At 46.8% G+C, this 16,884-nt stretch carries 18 protein-coding genes; 13 read left to right on the forward strand and 5 right to left on the reverse strand.

Features of this window, described 5'->3' with window-relative positions:
* Nucleotides 1-72: 72 nt before the first annotated feature.
* The 3 genes from rsmH (at nt 73) to AACQ84_RS08555 (ending at nt 2,729) form a co-directional block, all read left to right on the forward strand.
* Nucleotides 73-945 (forward strand): 16S rRNA (cytosine(1402)-N(4))-methyltransferase RsmH, encoded by an 873-nt coding sequence (gene rsmH, locus AACQ84_RS08545; RefSeq protein WP_012307289.1) that lies wholly within the window; start codon nt 73-75, stop codon nt 943-945.
* Nucleotides 946-1,024: 79 nt separating this feature from the next.
* Nucleotides 1,025-1,984, forward strand: a complete 960-nt coding sequence (locus AACQ84_RS08550; RefSeq protein WP_012307290.1) for a lysozyme inhibitor LprI family protein — start codon at nt 1,025-1,027, stop codon at nt 1,982-1,984.
* Nucleotides 1,985-2,147: 163 nt separating this feature from the next.
* Nucleotides 2,148-2,729, forward strand: coding sequence for a Uma2 family endonuclease (locus tag AACQ84_RS08555; protein WP_041443517.1), 582 nt, complete (start codon nt 2,148-2,150; stop codon nt 2,727-2,729).
* Nucleotides 2,730-2,770: 41 nt separating this feature from the next.
* On the opposite strand, the gene AACQ84_RS08560 is transcribed toward AACQ84_RS08555, so the two are convergent.
* The gene (locus AACQ84_RS08560; protein WP_012307292.1) at nt 2,771-3,322 is read right to left on the reverse strand and encodes a Uma2 family endonuclease; all 552 of its coding nucleotides are present in this window, start codon (nt 3,320-3,322) and stop codon (nt 2,771-2,773) included.
* A 131-nt stretch (nt 3,323-3,453) separates the two neighbouring features.
* On the opposite strand from AACQ84_RS08560, the gene AACQ84_RS08565 reads away from it, so the two are divergent.
* The 7 genes from AACQ84_RS08565 to AACQ84_RS08595 all read left to right on the forward strand — a co-directional run bounded on the left by AACQ84_RS08565 (nt 3,454) and on the right by AACQ84_RS08595 (nt 11,606).
* The gene (locus AACQ84_RS08565; protein WP_012307293.1) at nt 3,454-4,578 is read left to right on the forward strand and encodes a THUMP domain-containing class I SAM-dependent RNA methyltransferase; all 1,125 of its coding nucleotides are present in this window, start codon (nt 3,454-3,456) and stop codon (nt 4,576-4,578) included.
* Nucleotides 4,579-4,643: 65 nt separating this feature from the next.
* The gene (locus tag AACQ84_RS08570; RefSeq protein ID WP_012307294.1) at nt 4,644-6,095 is read left to right on the forward strand and encodes a serine/threonine-protein kinase; all 1,452 of its coding nucleotides are present in this window, start codon (nt 4,644-4,646) and stop codon (nt 6,093-6,095) included.
* A 121-nt stretch (nt 6,096-6,216) separates the two neighbouring features.
* Nucleotides 6,217-8,823, forward strand: a complete 2,607-nt coding sequence (gene acnB / locus AACQ84_RS08575) for a bifunctional aconitate hydratase 2/2-methylisocitrate dehydratase (protein ID WP_012307295.1) — start codon at nt 6,217-6,219, stop codon at nt 8,821-8,823.
* A gap of 107 nt (nt 8,824-8,930) precedes the next feature.
* A complete protein-coding gene (locus AACQ84_RS08580) occupies nt 8,931-10,649 on the forward strand; it encodes an AIPR family protein (protein WP_012307296.1) in 1,719 nt (572 codons plus the stop codon).
* A gap of 21 nt (nt 10,650-10,670) precedes the next feature.
* A complete protein-coding gene (locus AACQ84_RS08585) occupies nt 10,671-10,913 on the forward strand; it encodes a hypothetical protein (protein WP_041443519.1) in 243 nt (80 codons plus the stop codon).
* A 2-nt stretch (nt 10,914-10,915) separates the two neighbouring features.
* A complete protein-coding gene (locus tag AACQ84_RS08590) occupies nt 10,916-11,329 on the forward strand; it encodes a type II toxin-antitoxin system VapC family toxin (protein ID WP_012307297.1) in 414 nt (137 codons plus the stop codon).
* 34 nt (nt 11,330-11,363) lie between these two features.
* Nucleotides 11,364-11,606, forward strand: coding sequence for a hypothetical protein (locus AACQ84_RS08595; protein ID WP_012307298.1), 243 nt, complete (start codon nt 11,364-11,366; stop codon nt 11,604-11,606).
* A 283-nt stretch (nt 11,607-11,889) separates the two neighbouring features.
* Here the strand turns inward: AACQ84_RS08595 and AACQ84_RS08600 are convergent, their stop codons facing one another.
* The 3 genes from AACQ84_RS08600 to upp all read right to left on the reverse strand — a co-directional run bounded on the left by AACQ84_RS08600 (nt 11,890) and on the right by upp (nt 13,364).
* On the reverse strand, nt 11,890-12,156 hold the full coding sequence (locus tag AACQ84_RS08600) for a YggT family protein (protein ID WP_012307299.1): 267 nt from the start codon (nt 12,154-12,156) through the stop codon (nt 11,890-11,892).
* Between the two features lie 92 nt (nt 12,157-12,248).
* Nucleotides 12,249-12,551 carry a hypothetical protein gene (locus AACQ84_RS08605; RefSeq protein ID WP_012307300.1) on the reverse strand — a complete coding sequence of 101 codons (303 nt, stop codon included), beginning with the start codon at nt 12,549-12,551 and terminating at the stop codon, nt 12,249-12,251.
* Between the two features lie 156 nt (nt 12,552-12,707).
* Nucleotides 12,708-13,364, reverse strand: a complete 657-nt coding sequence (gene upp, locus AACQ84_RS08610) for a uracil phosphoribosyltransferase (protein WP_012307301.1) — start codon at nt 13,362-13,364, stop codon at nt 12,708-12,710.
* A 62-nt stretch (nt 13,365-13,426) separates the two neighbouring features.
* On the opposite strand from upp, the gene AACQ84_RS08615 reads away from it, so the two are divergent.
* Complete coding sequence (locus tag AACQ84_RS08615; RefSeq protein WP_012307302.1) at nt 13,427-13,885, forward strand: molybdenum cofactor biosynthesis protein MoaE; 459 nt, start codon at nt 13,427-13,429, stop codon at nt 13,883-13,885.
* Between the two features lie 91 nt (nt 13,886-13,976).
* The gene (gene purH, locus AACQ84_RS08620; RefSeq protein ID WP_012307303.1) at nt 13,977-15,527 is read left to right on the forward strand and encodes a bifunctional phosphoribosylaminoimidazolecarboxamide formyltransferase/IMP cyclohydrolase; all 1,551 of its coding nucleotides are present in this window, start codon (nt 13,977-13,979) and stop codon (nt 15,525-15,527) included.
* Nucleotides 15,528-15,591: 64 nt separating this feature from the next.
* Here the strand turns inward: purH and pyrR are convergent, their stop codons facing one another.
* On the reverse strand, nt 15,592-16,125 hold the full coding sequence (pyrR, locus tag AACQ84_RS08625) for a bifunctional pyr operon transcriptional regulator/uracil phosphoribosyltransferase PyrR (RefSeq protein ID WP_012307304.1): 534 nt from the start codon (nt 16,123-16,125) through the stop codon (nt 15,592-15,594).
* A gap of 359 nt (nt 16,126-16,484) precedes the next feature.
* On the opposite strand from pyrR, the gene AACQ84_RS08630 reads away from it, so the two are divergent.
* The gene (locus tag AACQ84_RS08630; RefSeq protein ID WP_012307305.1) at nt 16,485-16,727 is read left to right on the forward strand and encodes a hypothetical protein; all 243 of its coding nucleotides are present in this window, start codon (nt 16,485-16,487) and stop codon (nt 16,725-16,727) included.
* Nucleotides 16,728-16,884: the final 157 nt, after the last annotated feature.

The following is a 16,884-nucleotide window of genomic DNA, read 5'->3' on the forward strand; positions in this document are numbered from 1 at the left end:
CTGGTTTAGTGGCGATCGCCCTTGGGTTCCCCCTCAGTGATAGGGGGATTTTGTTTTTTATTGGATAGGTTCATGGCGGCAGAGTTTAAACATATTTCGGTATTGAAAGAAGAGTTGGTAGCAGGTTTGGGAGTGAAACCGGAAGGCCATTACTTAGATGTGACCCTGGGTGGTGGTGGCCATACAGAATTGATTTTGCAGCAATATCCCGATGTGCGGGTGACGGGGGTAGACCGAGATAGCCAGGCGATCGCCGCAGCGTCAGAACGATTAAAATCCTTTGGCGATCGCTTCCGGGCGGTGCGGTCAAATTTTGGTGAATATCAGCCCCAGGGAGAAAAATTTGACGGGATTATCGCTGATCTTGGGGTGAGTTCGGTGCAATTTGATCAAGGCGATCGCGGCTTTAGTTTTCGTTTTGATGCCCCCTTGGATATGCGCATGGATCAACAACAGACATTAACAGCGGCGGATATTGTCAACACCTATGAGGAAAAGGCGTTGGCGAATTTGTTCTATGAGTATGGTGATGAACGATTGTCACGACAAATTGCGAAAAAAATAGTCATGAAACGCCCGATTCAGACAACTAAAGAACTAGAAGAAATTGTGTTTTATACCTATCATCCCAAGGCTAGAAAAGTGAAAATTCATCCGGCAACAAGGGTCTTTCAAGCATTACGTATTGCCGTCAATGGTGAACTCGATGCACTGCAATATCTATTAGTCAATGCCCCCCAATGGCTTAAGCCCCAAGGCCGATTAGGGATTATTAGTTTCCATAGTTTAGAAGATCGTCTCGTCAAAAATGCCTTTCGGCAGCGGGACATTTGGCGGATTCTAACAAAAAAACCAATGGTTGCCAGTGAAACGGAAATCAACCAAAATCCTCGGGCACGATCCGCAAAATTACGCTTTGCCGAGTTGAAAGAAACAACAGAATAGGCGAGCTAATTAATTCAATAAGATAGAAAAAGCTATCACACAAGTCGGTTTTGTACATTAAGTTTGATCGTCATTAAAAATGAGACAAATTCTAGAAGGAATAATCAGTCTGATTGAAGCCCTGATAACTTGGCCTAGCTTATTCTTCTATATAGCCATAAAGTATCACAAAGAATTTCGTGCAATTCTCAATAGATTAGAAAGCGCAAAATTTGGTGATGCAGAAATTTCCTTAAGTAAAAAACAAACAGAAAAGGCCATTGATAAAACCTTAGAAGAATTTTCTAAAGATATCATGACTCCAATAATTCAAAGCCTAGCACCAAATGAAGCTTCAAACACTAACAAAAATCGATATTTAAAAAACAATAATGGAGAGATAAATACGGCTTCTTTTTCAGTACAAATTGGTGACGTAGACGGTGATGGTAGGGATGAATTTGTTATTTCGAGTATGGAAGGCCTCTACTGGTGTCGCGTGAGAATTTTTAAGCCTATCTTGGAATTTAGAGAACAAGAAATAAAAACATATTTTGAAATGATTGGTGAAATCTGCCCTGTAAATTTCCTAGAAGACGTAAGTGATATAGATAGAGACGCATATGCTGAAATCATTGTAAATGAAGATAATAAAAGCTCAGGTCTCCCGCATGCTGCTGGACATAGAGACCGGGTAGTCTATAAATTTAGAGATGGTCAACTATATGAATTTTCAAGAGAGGAAATTCCACGATTGAATACTCAGTTTGAGATGAATAAATTTGCAGAAAAGTCTTTTCGAGAAAAAGACAAAATAATGAATGATATCATTGACAACCTTCTATCTGAATTTGAGGAAAATAAAGATCTAATTGAATTAATAAAAGAATCACAAAATGCTTGGCTAATATATCGAGAAAAGCAAGCGAGAATTTGGTCTGAAATTGTCAAAGGAGGCTCGATGTATGCAATGATCTATTGTAATCATATGGCTAGGCTTACAGATCAAAGAATAGACGAGATGAATAACTTGATAGATCGTGAAGAAGGTTGTTTTTGACTTTTTGAATTCTCTTTGTTTTTGCTTATATAAAAATCCAACCTATATTAAGTCTGTATATGAATATAAAAAACTCTCGCGTCCAAAAGTAATTGCCCTTTTTCTGAAACAGACAAGCTAAGCTGGATGCAGACAAAATTTTCTGGCGATGGGGTCTAGCGTAATGAATTTCACCCTCAGTCTTCCCGATACATGCAGGCTCAGTGGCGAACAATTTTTTGAGTTGTGCCAAAACAATCCGGACTGCCGCTTTGAACTCAGTACCCAAGGAGAATTGATTATCATGCCACCGACGGGCGGAGAAACCGGACGACGCAATATTAAGCTATCTGCCCGCCTGGAAATATGGAGTACAACAAATCAACAAGGCGTTGCGTTTGATTCTTCCACTTGCTTTAAGTTGCCCAATGGTGCCCACCGTTCTCCAGACGCGGCCTGGGTAAGTCGTCACCGTTGGGATGCCCTCACCGCTACCGAAAAAGCGAAGTTTCCGCCCCTCTGTCCAGATTTTGTTGTGGAAATTCGTTCCCCTAGCGATCGCCTCCAAACCCTCCAGGAAAAGATGCAGGAATATCAAGACAATGGCGCAAAATTAGGCTGGCTGATTGATCCGACCACGGAGCAGGTAGAAATTTATCGAGAAAACCAAGCGTCAGAAATTTTAGAGCAACCAAATTGTCTTTCCGGAGAACAAGTTTTATTAGGCTTTGAACTCGATTTAAACCCCATTTGGCATCTGGATTGATTATTTTTGGGGATATTGGGCCGTAAAGGTCTGGATTGCTTCTAATCGCGACGGCATAACACACATTGCGCCAACAGTTCAAAGTCAAGATCTGGCAACAATTTACTTTTGGGTAAAGCTTGGTAGGTATTTTCTTCGAGGACATAAATTGAAAATTTTTCCGCTTGCCACAGCCAAACTTCCTGAATGCCGAGGCGTTGATATTTTTCGAGTTTCTGGGGACTACCGCTGGTGACATTGACTTCAATGGCGAGATCGGGATGCTCTTTTTGTTCACCGAGATAATAGGATTCGTCTGGTTCAAAGGAAACGGATTTTTCTCGCGAGACCCGGGTGGCACTCCCGACAGGATGAAATTCGATCCCTTGATTGAACAAATATAGTTCTACAAGAAAGCCGATAATGGTTTTGATGGATTTGTGGTATTCCTCCAGGGTCATCAGTTCGATTACTCCGTCTAGGTAGGTGATCCGCAGGCTGGCAGCTTGACCGATCGCCGTTTGGATCGCCTGGAATTCTTCCCAACTGTAGCGACCAGGGAGGATTAAGTTTTGGGTTTCGGTGAGGACGGGGCGGCTCGTGGCAACGGTCATAAAATCGTCCCTCGTGCTGGGTGATGGTATGTTCTATCCTACCGAATTCGGATTAGGAAAAAGGCGATCGCCCCATCCCTTACACTGGGGGATAATCTTTCCGGCAAACAATTTCAGGCGATAGATATAGAATGCAAACCTATTTTGCAACGGTAGCCCAGGGCATTGAGGAGCTTGCGGCCCAGGAACTGACAAACCTCGGTGCCCAGGCGGTGAAAACAGAATATTGCGGGGTCTCTTTTCAAGGCGATCGCCAGTTATTGTACAAAGTCAATCTCTGGTCACGGTTGGCGTTTCGGGTGTTGGTACAGATTAGAAAAGTTAAAGCATTTACGGCCAAGGAACTCTATCGGGGCGTACAAAGCATTGACTGGTCTGAATACCTCGCACCCAACCAAACCATTGCCGTCACCTGTACCGGTAAAAATAAAAATCTCAATCACACCCATTTCACCGCCCTCCAAGTAAAAAATGCGATCATCGATCAACAGCGGGATCAATTTGGCGATCGCTCCAGTGTCAATGTCGAAGATCCTGACGTGCTGATCAATGCCCACATTCGCGATAACCGTTGCACTATCAGCCTCGATAGCTCCGGCCATAGTTTGCACCGTCGGGGTTATCGGCCCGCCATGGGGAAAGCACCCCTCAAGGAAAATTTTGCCGCTGGTCTCCTGGATCTCGCCGAATGGACGCCGGATCTGCCCCTCGTGGATCCCCTCTGTGGCTCCGGCACCTTTGTCATTGAAGCCGCCCTAAAAAGTTTGAATTTTGCCCCCGGCCTTTTCCAGGGGGATTTTGGCTTTCAGCATTGGCAAGATTTTGATGCCGAGCTTTGGCAAACCCTCCTCAACGAGGCCGAATATGCCACCAAAGACCAACTGCAACAGCCAATCATTGGCCAAGACCGCGATCAAGAAGTGATTCAACAGGCTTGGACGAATGCGGAAAATTGTGGCGTTGCCGACCATATCCAACTGGCTTGTCGGGAACTGGAACAAGTAGAAGCCCCTGCCGACCGTGGCGTGATTATCTGCAATCCGCCCTATGGCCATCGTCTCGGTGCTGATGAAGATCTAGGGCTGCTTTATAAACGCATTGGCGATATTTTCAAACAGCGGTTTAAGGGCTGGACGGGCTATATTCTTACGGGGAATGCAGAACTGGCGAAACGGGTCGGACTGCGGGCGTCGCGGCGCTTTGTAGTCTATAACGGTGGCTTGGAATGTCGCCTGCTGAAATACGAACTCTACTAAAGGGTTCTCTGTTAGGATGGGGGGCAAATTGACGCTCTTTTTTCACCTCATTTTTAAACCTTGGCATGGAGATCCTCTGCACTCGTCCCGGATGTCACCATCCCCAAAATCATTTTAGTGATCTCGATGATCCAACCCACCTAAAAACAGCCCAGCAGAAATATTGCACCAGTTGCGGGATGCATTTAATTTTGGGTGGCCGCTACCTTCCCCAAAAACTTCTCGGTCAGGGGGGCTTTGGGACGGCTTTTTTGGCGCGCGATCGCTATACGCCGACCATGCGCCTGTGCGTGGTGAAACAGTTTCAGCCCATGGGGAATTTAGATGATCAGCAGTTGGCCATGGCCCAGGAATTGTTTGAGCGGGAGGCCCATGTTTTAGAACGAATCGGCAATCGCCACCCCCAAATTCCGGATTTGTTTGCCTTTTTCCCGTTGATCGTGCCCCAACCCCAGGGCCAGGGAACAGCCCAGTATTTTTATCTCGTGCAAGAGTACATCGAGGGGAAAGATCTAGAACAGGAATTAGCGGCACGGGGCAAGTTACCAGAGACGGAAGTTAAAGAAATTTTCGTGTCGATGTTGAAGGTTTTGGCCTTTGTCCACGACCAGGGCACGATCCACCGGGATATTAAACCGTCGAATATTATGCGCCATGTGGACGGAGAACTTTATCTGCTGGACTTCGGGGCAGTAAAGGAGGTCACGGCAGGGGCAGGGGCGGCCAGTGCGTCCCAACGTTCGACGGGGATTTATTCACCGGGCTATGCACCACCGGAACAGATGCGGGGGGCGCAGGTTTATCCAGCGACGGATCTCTATGCGTTGGCAGTGACCTGTATTGTGTTGCTCACGGGGGAAACGCCGGAAACATTGTTTGATGGGTATCAGAATAAATGGCAGTGGCGCAAATTTATCCAAAAAATTGAACCGCGCTTTGGGGCGCTTTTGGATTTGATGTTGGAACCCACCCCAGGCGATCGCCCAAAATCTGCCCAGGTCGCCCTCAAACTTTTAGACTTGCCTAACCAGCAACAAGGCTCCGCTCAACCTGCCACCGCCGCCACAAGGGTACAGCCCCCAGCCCCGGCAAAATCCCCTAAACAACAAAAACAGCCACCCCTTGCGCCACCTAAAAAAACGCCACCTCCTGCGAAAGCCTCGACTGGGAACCAGGCCGCCACTGGTTCTGTGGTGCCACTCCTGATTGGGGTAGGGTTTACGGGCTTTCAGGGAGTATTATTAATGCCCCTTGTGGGGACTTTCTTGGCGGGCAATGTGGGCATGGGCGTTTGGGGGGCGGCCATGGGGTTAATCATTTTGGCGATCGCCCGACGCATCCTCGAACTGAAGGAAATGGTGATCCTCGGTGCCATTACCCTGGGGGCGGCTTTTTTCCTGGTGCAAACTATGGAATTTACCACCCTGGCAATGATTGCTGTTTTAGTCGGGGCGGGCTTGGTGGCGGCGATCGCCTTGTTTACCCTGATTTACCGTTTGCTCCAAAAAATTCTTTAAACAGCCCAGCTTTGCCTTACTTCTATGGACAATCCAAGACTGAGATTGTTCACCCATAGCGTCATTACAGCGGGCATTACAATAGAGTATCTAAAACGTTAGATAACCGATAGATCTCCCTATGCTAGAAGCCTACCGCAAACACGCCGCCGAACGCGCCCAATTGGGAATTCCCCCTTTACCGCTAACCGCAGAACAAACCTCTGAACTCTGCGATCGCCTCAAAAATCCCCCCGAAGCAGAACAAGCAGAACTGCTGAGTTTATTGCGCGATCGCGTGCCTCCCGGTGTTGATGAAGCCGCCTATGTGAAAGCGGGTTTTTTAACCGGAATTGCCAAAAAAGAAATTACTTGTCCCCTGATCAGTCCCCAGGGTGCAGTGGAACTCCTGGGAACTATGGTGGGTGGCTATAACGTCCAATCCCTCGTCGAACTCCTCAAATCCCCCGACAGCAATATTGCCAGTGCCGCCGCCACTGCCCTGAGCAAAACTCTGTTGGTTTTCGATGCCTTTAACGATGTCCTCGAACTCTCTGATACCAACCCCTACGCCAAACAAGTGATCGATGCTTGGGCAGAAGCCGCTTGGTTTATCGGTAAGCCCAAAGTTCCCGAGGCGATCGCCGTTACTGTCTTTAAGGTTCCCGGCGAAACCAATACCGATGACCTTTCTCCCGCGCCCCACGCCACAACTCGCCCCGACATTCCCCTCCATGCCCTCGCAATGCTGGAATCAAAAATGCCAGAGGGGTTAGAAACTATTGCCGAACTGAAGCAAAAAGGTCATCCCGTTGCCTATGTCGGTGATGTGGTCGGTACCGGTTCCTCTCGGAAATCAGCGATCAACTCCGTACTATGGCACCTCGGCCACGACATTCCCTTTGTCCCCAACAAAAAAGCAGGCGGTTATATTCTCGGCGGTAAAATTGCCCCGATTTTCTTCAATACCGCTGAAGACTCCGGTGCACTGCCCATTGAGTGTGATGTCAGTAAGCTTAATACGGGCGATGTGATCACCATTCATCCCTACGCAGGCAAAATTACTAACGAAGCGGGTGAAACAATCTCTACCTTTGAACTAAAGCCTGAAACGATCCTCGACGAAGTGCAAGCGGGTGGCCGAATTCCTTTGCTGATTGGCCGGGCACTCACCGACAAAACCCGTGAAGCCCTCGGACTCGAACCGACGACGGTGTTTGTGCGTCCCTCCCTGCCAGAAGATACCCACAAAGGGTTTACCTTGGCACAAAAAATGGTGGGTAAAGCGTGCGGTTTAGAAGGGGTTCGTCCTGGGACATCCTGCGAGCCGATCATGACCACCGTGGGTTCCCAAGACACCACTGGCCCGATGACTCGCGATGAGCTAAAAGAGCTGGCTTGTCTCGGTTTCAATGCGGACTTGACCCTACAAACTTTCTGTCACACTGCCGCCTATCCGAAGCCAGTTGATGTCGTTACCCACAAACAACTGCCCGACTTCTTTGCGACCCGTGGCGGTGTTGCCCTCAAACCCGGTGATGGCATTATCCACTCGTGGCTGAACCGGATGTTATTGCCCGATACCGTGGGAACTGGTGGTGACTCCCATACCCGTTTCCCCTTGGGGATTTCTTTCCCGGCGGGTTCTGGTTTGGTGGCCTTTGCAGCGGCCCTCGGTGTCATGCCCCTTGATATGCCGGAATCTGTCCTCGTGAAATTTACGGGCGAACTGCAACCCGGTGTCACCCTCCGCGATATTGTCAATGCGATTCCCTGGGTGGCGATGCAACAGGGTAAATTGACCGTCGGCAAAGAGAACAAGGTTAACGTCTTTAACGGTCGGATCATGGAAATGGAAGGTCTGCCGGATCTCAAGGTAGAGCAAGCCTTTGAATTGACCGATGCTACTGCCGAGCGTTCCTGTTCTGGTTCGACGATTAAACTCAGCGAAGAAACCGTGGCGGAATATCTGCGGTCTAATGTCGTGCTGATGAAGAACATGATTGCCCGTGGTTACTCCGATGCGCGTACCCTACTGCGTCGGATTGCGAAGATGGAGGAATGGCTCGCGAATCCTTCTCTGATGTCGGCGGATCCTGATGCGGAATATGCGGATGTGATCGAGGTGAACCTGAATGAGATTAAGGAACCCATCGTTGCGGCTCCGAACGATCCTGACAATGTCAAACTGATGTCTGAATGTGCAGGGGACAAAGTTGATGAGGTGTTCATCGGTTCCTGCATGACGAATATTGGTCACTACCGCGCAGCGGCGAAAATCCTGGAAGGGGCGGGTGTTGTCAAAGGTCGTCTCTGGATTTGTCCACCCACGCGCATGGATGAAAAGCAACTCCGGGATGAAGGGGTTTACGGTGTCTTCGCGGCGGCAGGAGCGCGGACGGAAATGCCCGGCTGTTCTCTTTGTATGGGGAACCAAGCCCGCGTTGAAGATAATGCAACAGTTTTCTCTACTTCGACCCGGAACTTCAATAACCGGATGGGCAAGGGGGCGCAAGTTTACCTTGGTTCGGCGGAGTTAGCAGCGGTTTGTGCGCTCCTCGGCAAGATTCCCACTGTGGAAGAATATCAGGCGATCGTCTCTGAGAAGATTGATCCGTTTAAGGGTGATCTATACCGTTATCTCAATTTCAATGAGATTGATGGCTTTGAGGATGAGGGTCGCGTGATTGCCCTTGAGGATATGCCGAAGATCGAAGATCTCCTCGGTATGCCTGTAGGCGCGAAGTAAAAATATAGGAATCTGATTTTATAATTAAGGTGAATCATCATTGATTCACCTTTTATTAGCCTATAATTTAATTATCATTTTTATCCTAAGAAAGAAAAATATCAGAAATGCAAACAGATATCAACATAGACTATTCAAGCCTTGTTACACATATCAAGCCATACATAATAAAAGGAAGAACAGAGTCTACTGCATTTCTTTATTGGTTTCTAATAAATATTTATAGGCTTGAAGAAATGGATGTTCAAAATATAGTTTGCGATGGTAGTGGAGACAAAGGAATTGATGGAATATATATAAATCACAACGAAGAAATTATTGATATATTTCAAGCTAAAATAGTCAAAACTCCAACAAAAACTCTTGGGGATTCACAACTTAAAGAATTCATCGGTAGTCTTCGTCAAGTCAAGAATGATATTGACCTAGAGAAATTCATAAAAAATACACATAATGTACAGCTTAAAGGGTTGTTAGAAAACAACAAAGAATATTTTTTATCACCAGACTTTACTGTGCGTGGAGTTTTCATTACAAATATCAATAAAGATCATAATGCAAAGCTTCTATTAGATACATTCTCTAACAGTGATTTATCTTTGGTCGTATGGGACAAAGATTTGATTGTTGAAAATTATACTTCCAGTGAAAAAGCAATACCAAAGACACAACAATTATCTTTTGATGTTTATGGATTTGATCATGCAGAATTTTATGTAAAAAACTCAGTAAAGATTGTAATTGCCCCTCTTTCGGCTATAGATTTGGTAAAGATGGAAGGGATTGAAAATCAGCAAATTTTCGAATTGAATTTAAGAAAATCATTGGGTAGCAATAAAACAAAAGTCAACAAAGATATAAGCAATAGTATTAAAGATTCTTCTGAGCATATCAATTTTCTGCTCTATCATAATGGCATCACAATTATTTGTGAAAGTGTTGACACATCCGAAAAAGATAAAATAAAAATCAAAAACTATTCGATTGTTAATGGGTGTCAAAGTGTTTCATGCCTTTATAAAAACAAAGAAAGTATTACAGAGGACTTGCGGATTTTAGCTCGTCTTATTCAAGTTCCTTCTGAGTCTGATTTGATATCAAAAATCACTTACAATAGTAATAATCAAAATGGTATTAGAGCAAGAGATTTCCGCTCAAACACACCTACTCAAGTACGTTTGCAGCAAGAAATCAATACAAATTTTTCTGACTTTGTATATCAAATCAAGACAGGAGAAACAAAAAAAGCTCAAGTCGATGATAATCAAAAAATTATTGATAACACTCTTGCTGGACAGCTAATGCTTGCTTTCGATCTCAAGCTGCCCTCCAGAGTTCAAAGACCAGGGCGTATTTTTGATGATTGGCATCAAGAAATCTTCTCACGACCAGAAGTAAATGGTGCAAGAATTGTCGCTTTATTTAAAATATTTAACATTGTCAGTAATAGTTTAAGTCAAGTTAACCCATCTATATTTGCTGGATATCAAATAACAAAATTCTTTTTGCTCTACTTGCTGCGTCAAGTTCTTGAACTTGATGAAGAAGGAAAGGAATTTTGTAAACATCCAGAGGATTTTTTCTCGTCCAGCACTCAAGAGAGAAAAATGGAGTTTGCAATTAGCCGAATAATTAGCGATTTAATTATTGATTTAAATGCAGAATTTGAAGAACGTGGAGGTCAAGATTATGATTTTAAATCTGTATTTAAAAAGACGGATAAGATAAATGACCTATCCAAATCTATATTGTCATCATATAAAAAAATGCTTTCGCGAAAGCGGATAGAAACTTTTTCTGAGTTGATTGAAAATAGTAGTCAATAGATTTAAGGTTTAATAGTAGGAATGAGTCAACTTACAGTGGACATACCAGACGATATAATGCAAAAGTTAGAAGAGCAAGATCAACCTCTTCAAAGTCTTCTTTTGGAAGCAATCAGTGAATATTTAGAAAAAAGATCTCTTGCAAAGACAAAGACATGGGAGTTATGTGGAGCTTTTGAGGTGACAAATTCTCATCCTTCAGAGTCAACAGATGAAACAGGTGCAACGAACTATGCAGAAAATTTGGATCAAGACTTATATTAGAAATGTCCAAACCAAAAATCCTTGTTGATACTTCTGCATTGATTGCCTTTTTCGTCAAAACCGAAACTCATAACCAAACCGCCAGAAAATATATCGTGAGTCATCCAGAAAAAGAATGGATAATCTTAGAAACAGTCTTTGATGAAACTGTGACATGGTTTCGTACAAGAGTTTCTAGCCAGGCTTCAGTGCAACTAGGTGAAGTTCTACGAACAGAACATCAATATTGTCATTTATCCGACAGCGATGATGATGCCATTTGGGAAACCTTCAGAAAATACGACGATAAGAAATGGAGCTACACAGACTGCTCGTTGTTAGTTATGTCTCAACGGCTGCAAATACCAGAAATTTTTGCCTTTGATGAGCACATTCGACAGATGGCAGGTTTGGGCATCGTTTGTGTCCCTCGATAAAATTCCGACAGTGAATGATTGGGGAAAAACTAATGTGGATTTTCGAAAAAAAATCAACACTCAAAATGAAACCTTAAATATATTGCTCTTGGAGCTTCAAGAAGAGTGCCAACAGGTTATTTCTCTCATTCATCAATTGCAGCTTACTGATTTGAGCGATCGCCAACGGGGAAAAATCTTGTCGGAACTCCTCGTTGCATCGATTCACTTACAGACTCACTGTGATGAAGAGTGGCAAAATTTGATTGCTGATGAGTTGCAAAGTTTATCAGATTAATTCACTGAAGCAAGAAACGTCCTTGAAGACCCACCACTTTTTTTGTCGCACGGAAGAATAAACATTTATTTCTCTGTGGCTAATTTTTCCTCGATGATGATGGCGATCGCCAAAAAGATTCTTTATGTTTCCTTAAGGTTTAGTCGGGTTTCTTGTGGAAAACTTTCGGATTTTTGTGGAAAAAGAACTGTTTTTGTGGAAAAAACTTGAAAAAATCTGTCAAAGCAGATGCCCCCAACTGGAGAAAATCACAATGGGGGCGATCGCCGAAAGTTTAGGCTGTTTAGAATAAAGCACCACCGCCCAGGACGCCACCAACCGCCTGGAGTAAGAAAATTGCCACAATAGGAGATAGATCCAAGCCTCCCAGGGGCGGAATAAACGAGCGGAACAGGTTAAGGTAGGGGTCGGTCACAGGGCTCAGAAAACCCATCACTTGCATTGCCCAATCTGCGGTCTGAAACCAACTGAGAAGAATGCGGACAATGAGAAGCAGAAGATAAATCTGGATAAAGTTTCCGAGGCTGACTCGTAATAGTTCGGCTGCCATATTCCTGTTACCGTGTAAAAAACTGAAGACCTGACAATGGGGTCTTTGTCGTTCATCTTAACCGATGTTGCAAAATTGCTTGGGTACGGATATCAAGAATTGGGGTTCAATGGCTCCTGACCATTGTGAGGATGCAACACCGTCATTTGTTGGCGCACATCGTCAATGGCACCGTTCAATTGGGCAATTTTATTTTCAAGGCTGCGACGGGCCATTTCCATCCCTTCTTCGGTGTCAAAGCTGAGGGGTTCTTCTTCCTCTGACCACTCGGTCTGACGCGGGGCGCGATTGTCTTTGACTTTCGAAGCGGCGATCGCCCCGGCAATGCCCCCCACAACACCACCAAAAATAGTGCCTAACAGGAACCCCGTCCCAAATCCATCGCGTTGACTCATAGGAAATCAAAACCCTTGATTCTTCTTAGTGCTACCTTAAGCTTAACGGTTGGGGATCGCTCTTGACTAGGGTGCGTTTGCAAAGATTTTTACCAGGGAATGACCCTTGCCTGGAGATTTGTTCGTTGTCTCTTTGCGAGTCAGCAGCATTAGGGTTTAGTGGGTACCAAAGGTGCGATCGCCGGCATCCCCGAGACCGGGCACGATAAAGCCCTGATCATTTAGTTCTTGGTCAATCATCGCCGTATAAATTTGTAGGGCGGGATAGTCTAGACTCAGTTTCTGGAGAGCTGGCGGAGCCGCAACCACAGAAATAATGCGCACATTCTCCATGGCAATGCCGCGTTTTGTCACTTCAGCCATGGCCGCCGTGATCGTCCCCCCTGTTGCCAACATCGGATCGAGGAGCAGTAGACGAGTTTCTGGGGCAAATTGCGCTGGCAAATTATTTAGATAGCAAGCCACTTCAAGGGTTGCTTCGTCTCGCTTGTAGCCGAGGTGGTAGGTGGCAGCAATGTTGGGGATTACCTCCTGGGCTCCTTCCATCAAACTAAGTCCGGCCCGCAGAATGGGAATTGCAATAATCGGTGTTTGGGGATGGATTAAGGTGGCTGGGGCCTGGGCGAGAGGGGTTTCAACGGCTGCATCGAGGGTGGGCAACCAATAGCGACAGGCTTCGTAGGTGAGCCATTTCCCCAGTTCTTTCATGGCCGTTTTAAACAGGGGGGTGGGGGTATTGGTTTCCCTGGCGATCGCCAACCAATGCTTGAGGAGGGGATGATCAGGCACAAAAACCCGGAGTTGCGAAGCCATAGACGTTTTGCATCAAGAAAGAACCGTCCTTTAGACTAGCATAAGCTTTTAGATGAAACCCGATGCGCGTCCCCACCTATCCCCACGATCAGTTTGCGATCGCCTTTGCTCCCCTCTCCTTTGATACGGTGTACCGTCTCGCCGAAGACCCCGGTAGTGGGGCCGTGGTGGTGATGAGCGGTACCGTCCGGAATCGCAGCGATGGCAAAGCTGTTCATTATCTCGAATACCAAGCCTACGAACCAATGGCGATCGCCATTTTTCAGCAGATCGCCCACGACATCCGCCAACAATGGCCCGACACAAATCGGGTCGTGATTCACCACCGCATCGGCAAGCTAGAAATTGGTGAAATTAGCGTCCTCGTCGCCGCCAGTTGTCCCCACCGGGCTGAAGCCTTTGCGGCCTGTCGCTATGGCATCGATACGATCAAACACAATGCCCCGATTTGGAAAAAGGAATTTTTTGCCGGAGGCACAAGCGAATGGGTGCAGGGTTGCCGCACTGCTGAGGGCTGTTAATCCTTCCTGACAGATGCCCCCGTAATCGTTTGAAGAAAGTTTAGGCGATCGCGTATGATGGGACGCTGGTTCACATAAGGAAATCGCGGATATGGCACGTCGTTTAGCACTATTGAGCGTCTCAGACAAAACTGGCATCGTCGAATTTGCCCGACAACTCGTAGAAGAATTTGAATTTGACATCATCAGTAGCGGCGGCACCGCCAAAGCCCTCAAGGATGCAGGCGTCCCCGTCACCAAAGTCAGCGATTACACCGGTTCCCCAGAAATCCTCGGTGGCCGTGTGAAAACTCTCCATCCCAAGATCCACGGGGGCATCCTCGCTCGTCAGGACTTCCCCGAACATTTACAAGACTTAGACGACAATAATATTCGGCCCCTCAGCCTCGTCGCGGTTAACCTTTATCCCTTCGAGCAGACCATTGCCAAAGCGGGTGTAACTGTTCCCGAAGCCGTTGAACAAATTGATATCGGTGGCCCCGCAATGCTCCGGGCAGCGGCGAAAAACTTTGGGAGCCTTACGGTCATTTCTAATCCCCGCTATTACGACGAATATTTAACGGAACTGCGCAATAACAGCGGCACTGCCACGATTGAATTTCGGCAACGCATGGCCGGGGAAACCTTTGCCCTCACCTGTGCCTATGACCAGGCCATTTCCAGTTATTTTGCTAGCACGGTGAATGCTGAAGCTGACTTACCCCAACGCTTAGGGCTCAGCGGGGAAGCCGTCCAAACCCTCCGTTACGGCGAAAACCCCCACCAAAAGGCCACTTGGTACAAGACCGGCACCCAAGTTAGTGGTTGGGCCGCCGCTGAAAAACTCCAGGGCAAGGAACTTAGTTACAACAACCTCGTGGATCTCGAAGCGGCACGACGGATCATTGCCGAATTTCCCGATGGGGATCCTGCTGTGGCCATTCTCAAGCACACCAATCCCTGTGGTGTCGCCCTGGGTTCAACGTTACAAGAAGCTTACGAAAAAGCCTTTGCCGCCGATTCTGTGTCTGCCTTTGGCGGTATTGTCGCCCTAAATAAACCCCTTGATGGCCCCACCGCTGAAGCCATGGGGAAAGTCTTTTTAGAATGTGTGGTTGCCCCCGACTGTACCCCCGAAGCCAGGGAAATCATTGCGAAGAAGAAAAATCTGCGGGTTTTAACCCTCTCCGATCTGCTCACTGGCCCGACCCAAACCCTAAAGGCGATCGCCGGGGGTTTTTTGGCCCAGGATGCCGATACCCAGATTGAAGACCCCAAGGATTGGCAGTGCGTCACGGAGAAGCAACCCAGTGAAGCGGATCTTGCGGAATTATTCTTCGCCTGGAAGCTCTGCAAGCACGTTAAATCCAACGCAATTCTCGTTTCCAAGGATCGGGCCACCGTCGGTGTGGGTGCTGGTCAGATGAACCGAGTCGGTGCCGCAAAAATTGCCTTTGAACAGGCGGGAGAAAAAGCCCAAGGAGCATATCTTGCGAGTGATGCCTTCTTCCCCTTCGATGACTCTGTGCGCAGTGCGGCCGCAGCAGGGATTAAGGCGATCGTTCAACCGGGTGGTTCCATTCGGGACGAAGATTCGATCAAGGCAGCCAATGAATTGGGCCTAATCATGATGTTCACGGGTTCCCGCCATTTCCTCCACTAGGATTTCTTTTTGAAATGAAGCGAGAAGGTGTGTTGTAGAAATTGCGATGCACCTTTTTTGCTGTCTATTTGATCAGTTCTACGGCATCACGGCCATCCAAATCCTGGAGATAAACTTTGACCTTTTCCTCTTTGGCGGTGGGGAGCTTTTTCCCGGTAAAATCTGGCTGAATCGGCAGTTGGCGGTGACCCCGGTCAACTAAAACCGCTAGACGGATTACCTCCGGGCGACCATAATCATTCACCGCATTGAGGGCGGCGCGGATGGTGCGACCTTTATAAATCACATCATCGATTAGGACGAGATTCTTGCCATTCAGATCAAAGGGAATATCTGTTTTTGAGGGTGTGCGTACCCGAATTTGGTCGAGGTCATCGCGATAAAACGTGATATCAAGGGCACCGACGGGCACCGCAATGCCTTCGAGGGTTTCAATTTGCTTGGCGATATTTTCAGCAAGGGGAACACCACGGGTATGGATTCCCAGCAAGGCTAAATCAGTCAAATCCCCCGCTTTTTCGACAATTTGTGAGGCGAGACGGGTGATGGTGCGACGCATCTCCTCGGCGGATAAAATTTCGATGACGCTCTTTGTCATGGGCTCATTCTAAGCAAAAGTATTGCCATTGTAGAGCTTGTTTCGGGTCGATGGGAATCAACAAGATACGGGGCTGTAACCGTTAGAAAAATTCATAAAGCACGGCGTTTTAGCGGCGGAAATGCCATGCTAGAGGTAGATTAGGGGGCAGTAACGCTTGATTTTTCTGCTTTTTGACCTGGCAAATAAGATAAAAGCTGCTGCCGAAAGGCGATCGCCTTTTCCTTAATCAATCCTGGGCTTAGGCCAGATATTAAGCTGATTAACCTTAAATGAAACGTAGATTTTGTCGATAAATCCCAGACACGCCTGAGCCTTGTTGCACCTCAACCACTTTGAAGTTGCCACGGAGGTTTCCGATGTTTCTCAACCACGCCCCAGAACAGGTCTTGATCGAAGTGCTGAACCTGCCCGAATTATGGGATCCGTTCAAAACGAAAGTTTGGGCCCGTGCCCATGCCGGGGAAGAAATGCAAGACCCGGAATTTTATCCGAAAGCTGAATTGATTTTTCCTTCGGGGGAATCGCTCCCCAAAGCTTGGATTGATCCCCACTATCGCGCCAATGTCCCGATGCCAGAGCATTTGTCTGCCGCTCGATGACGGGCTAAGGTTTGGCCTCTTTTGAAGATCCCATTGAGCTTTTGAGGCTCTCCCCATCATTGTTGTGGATGAAGGGAGAGTTTTTTATGCCCGGTGCTGGGATTAGCTAAGGAAGCCACATAAAAAAAGAGGGCCAGTGAGATAATTTTCACGGAAC

Source organism: Picosynechococcus sp. PCC 7002 (assembly GCF_963860125.1).
Classification (GTDB): domain Bacteria; phylum Cyanobacteriota; class Cyanobacteriia; order Cyanobacteriales; family MRBY01; genus MRBY01.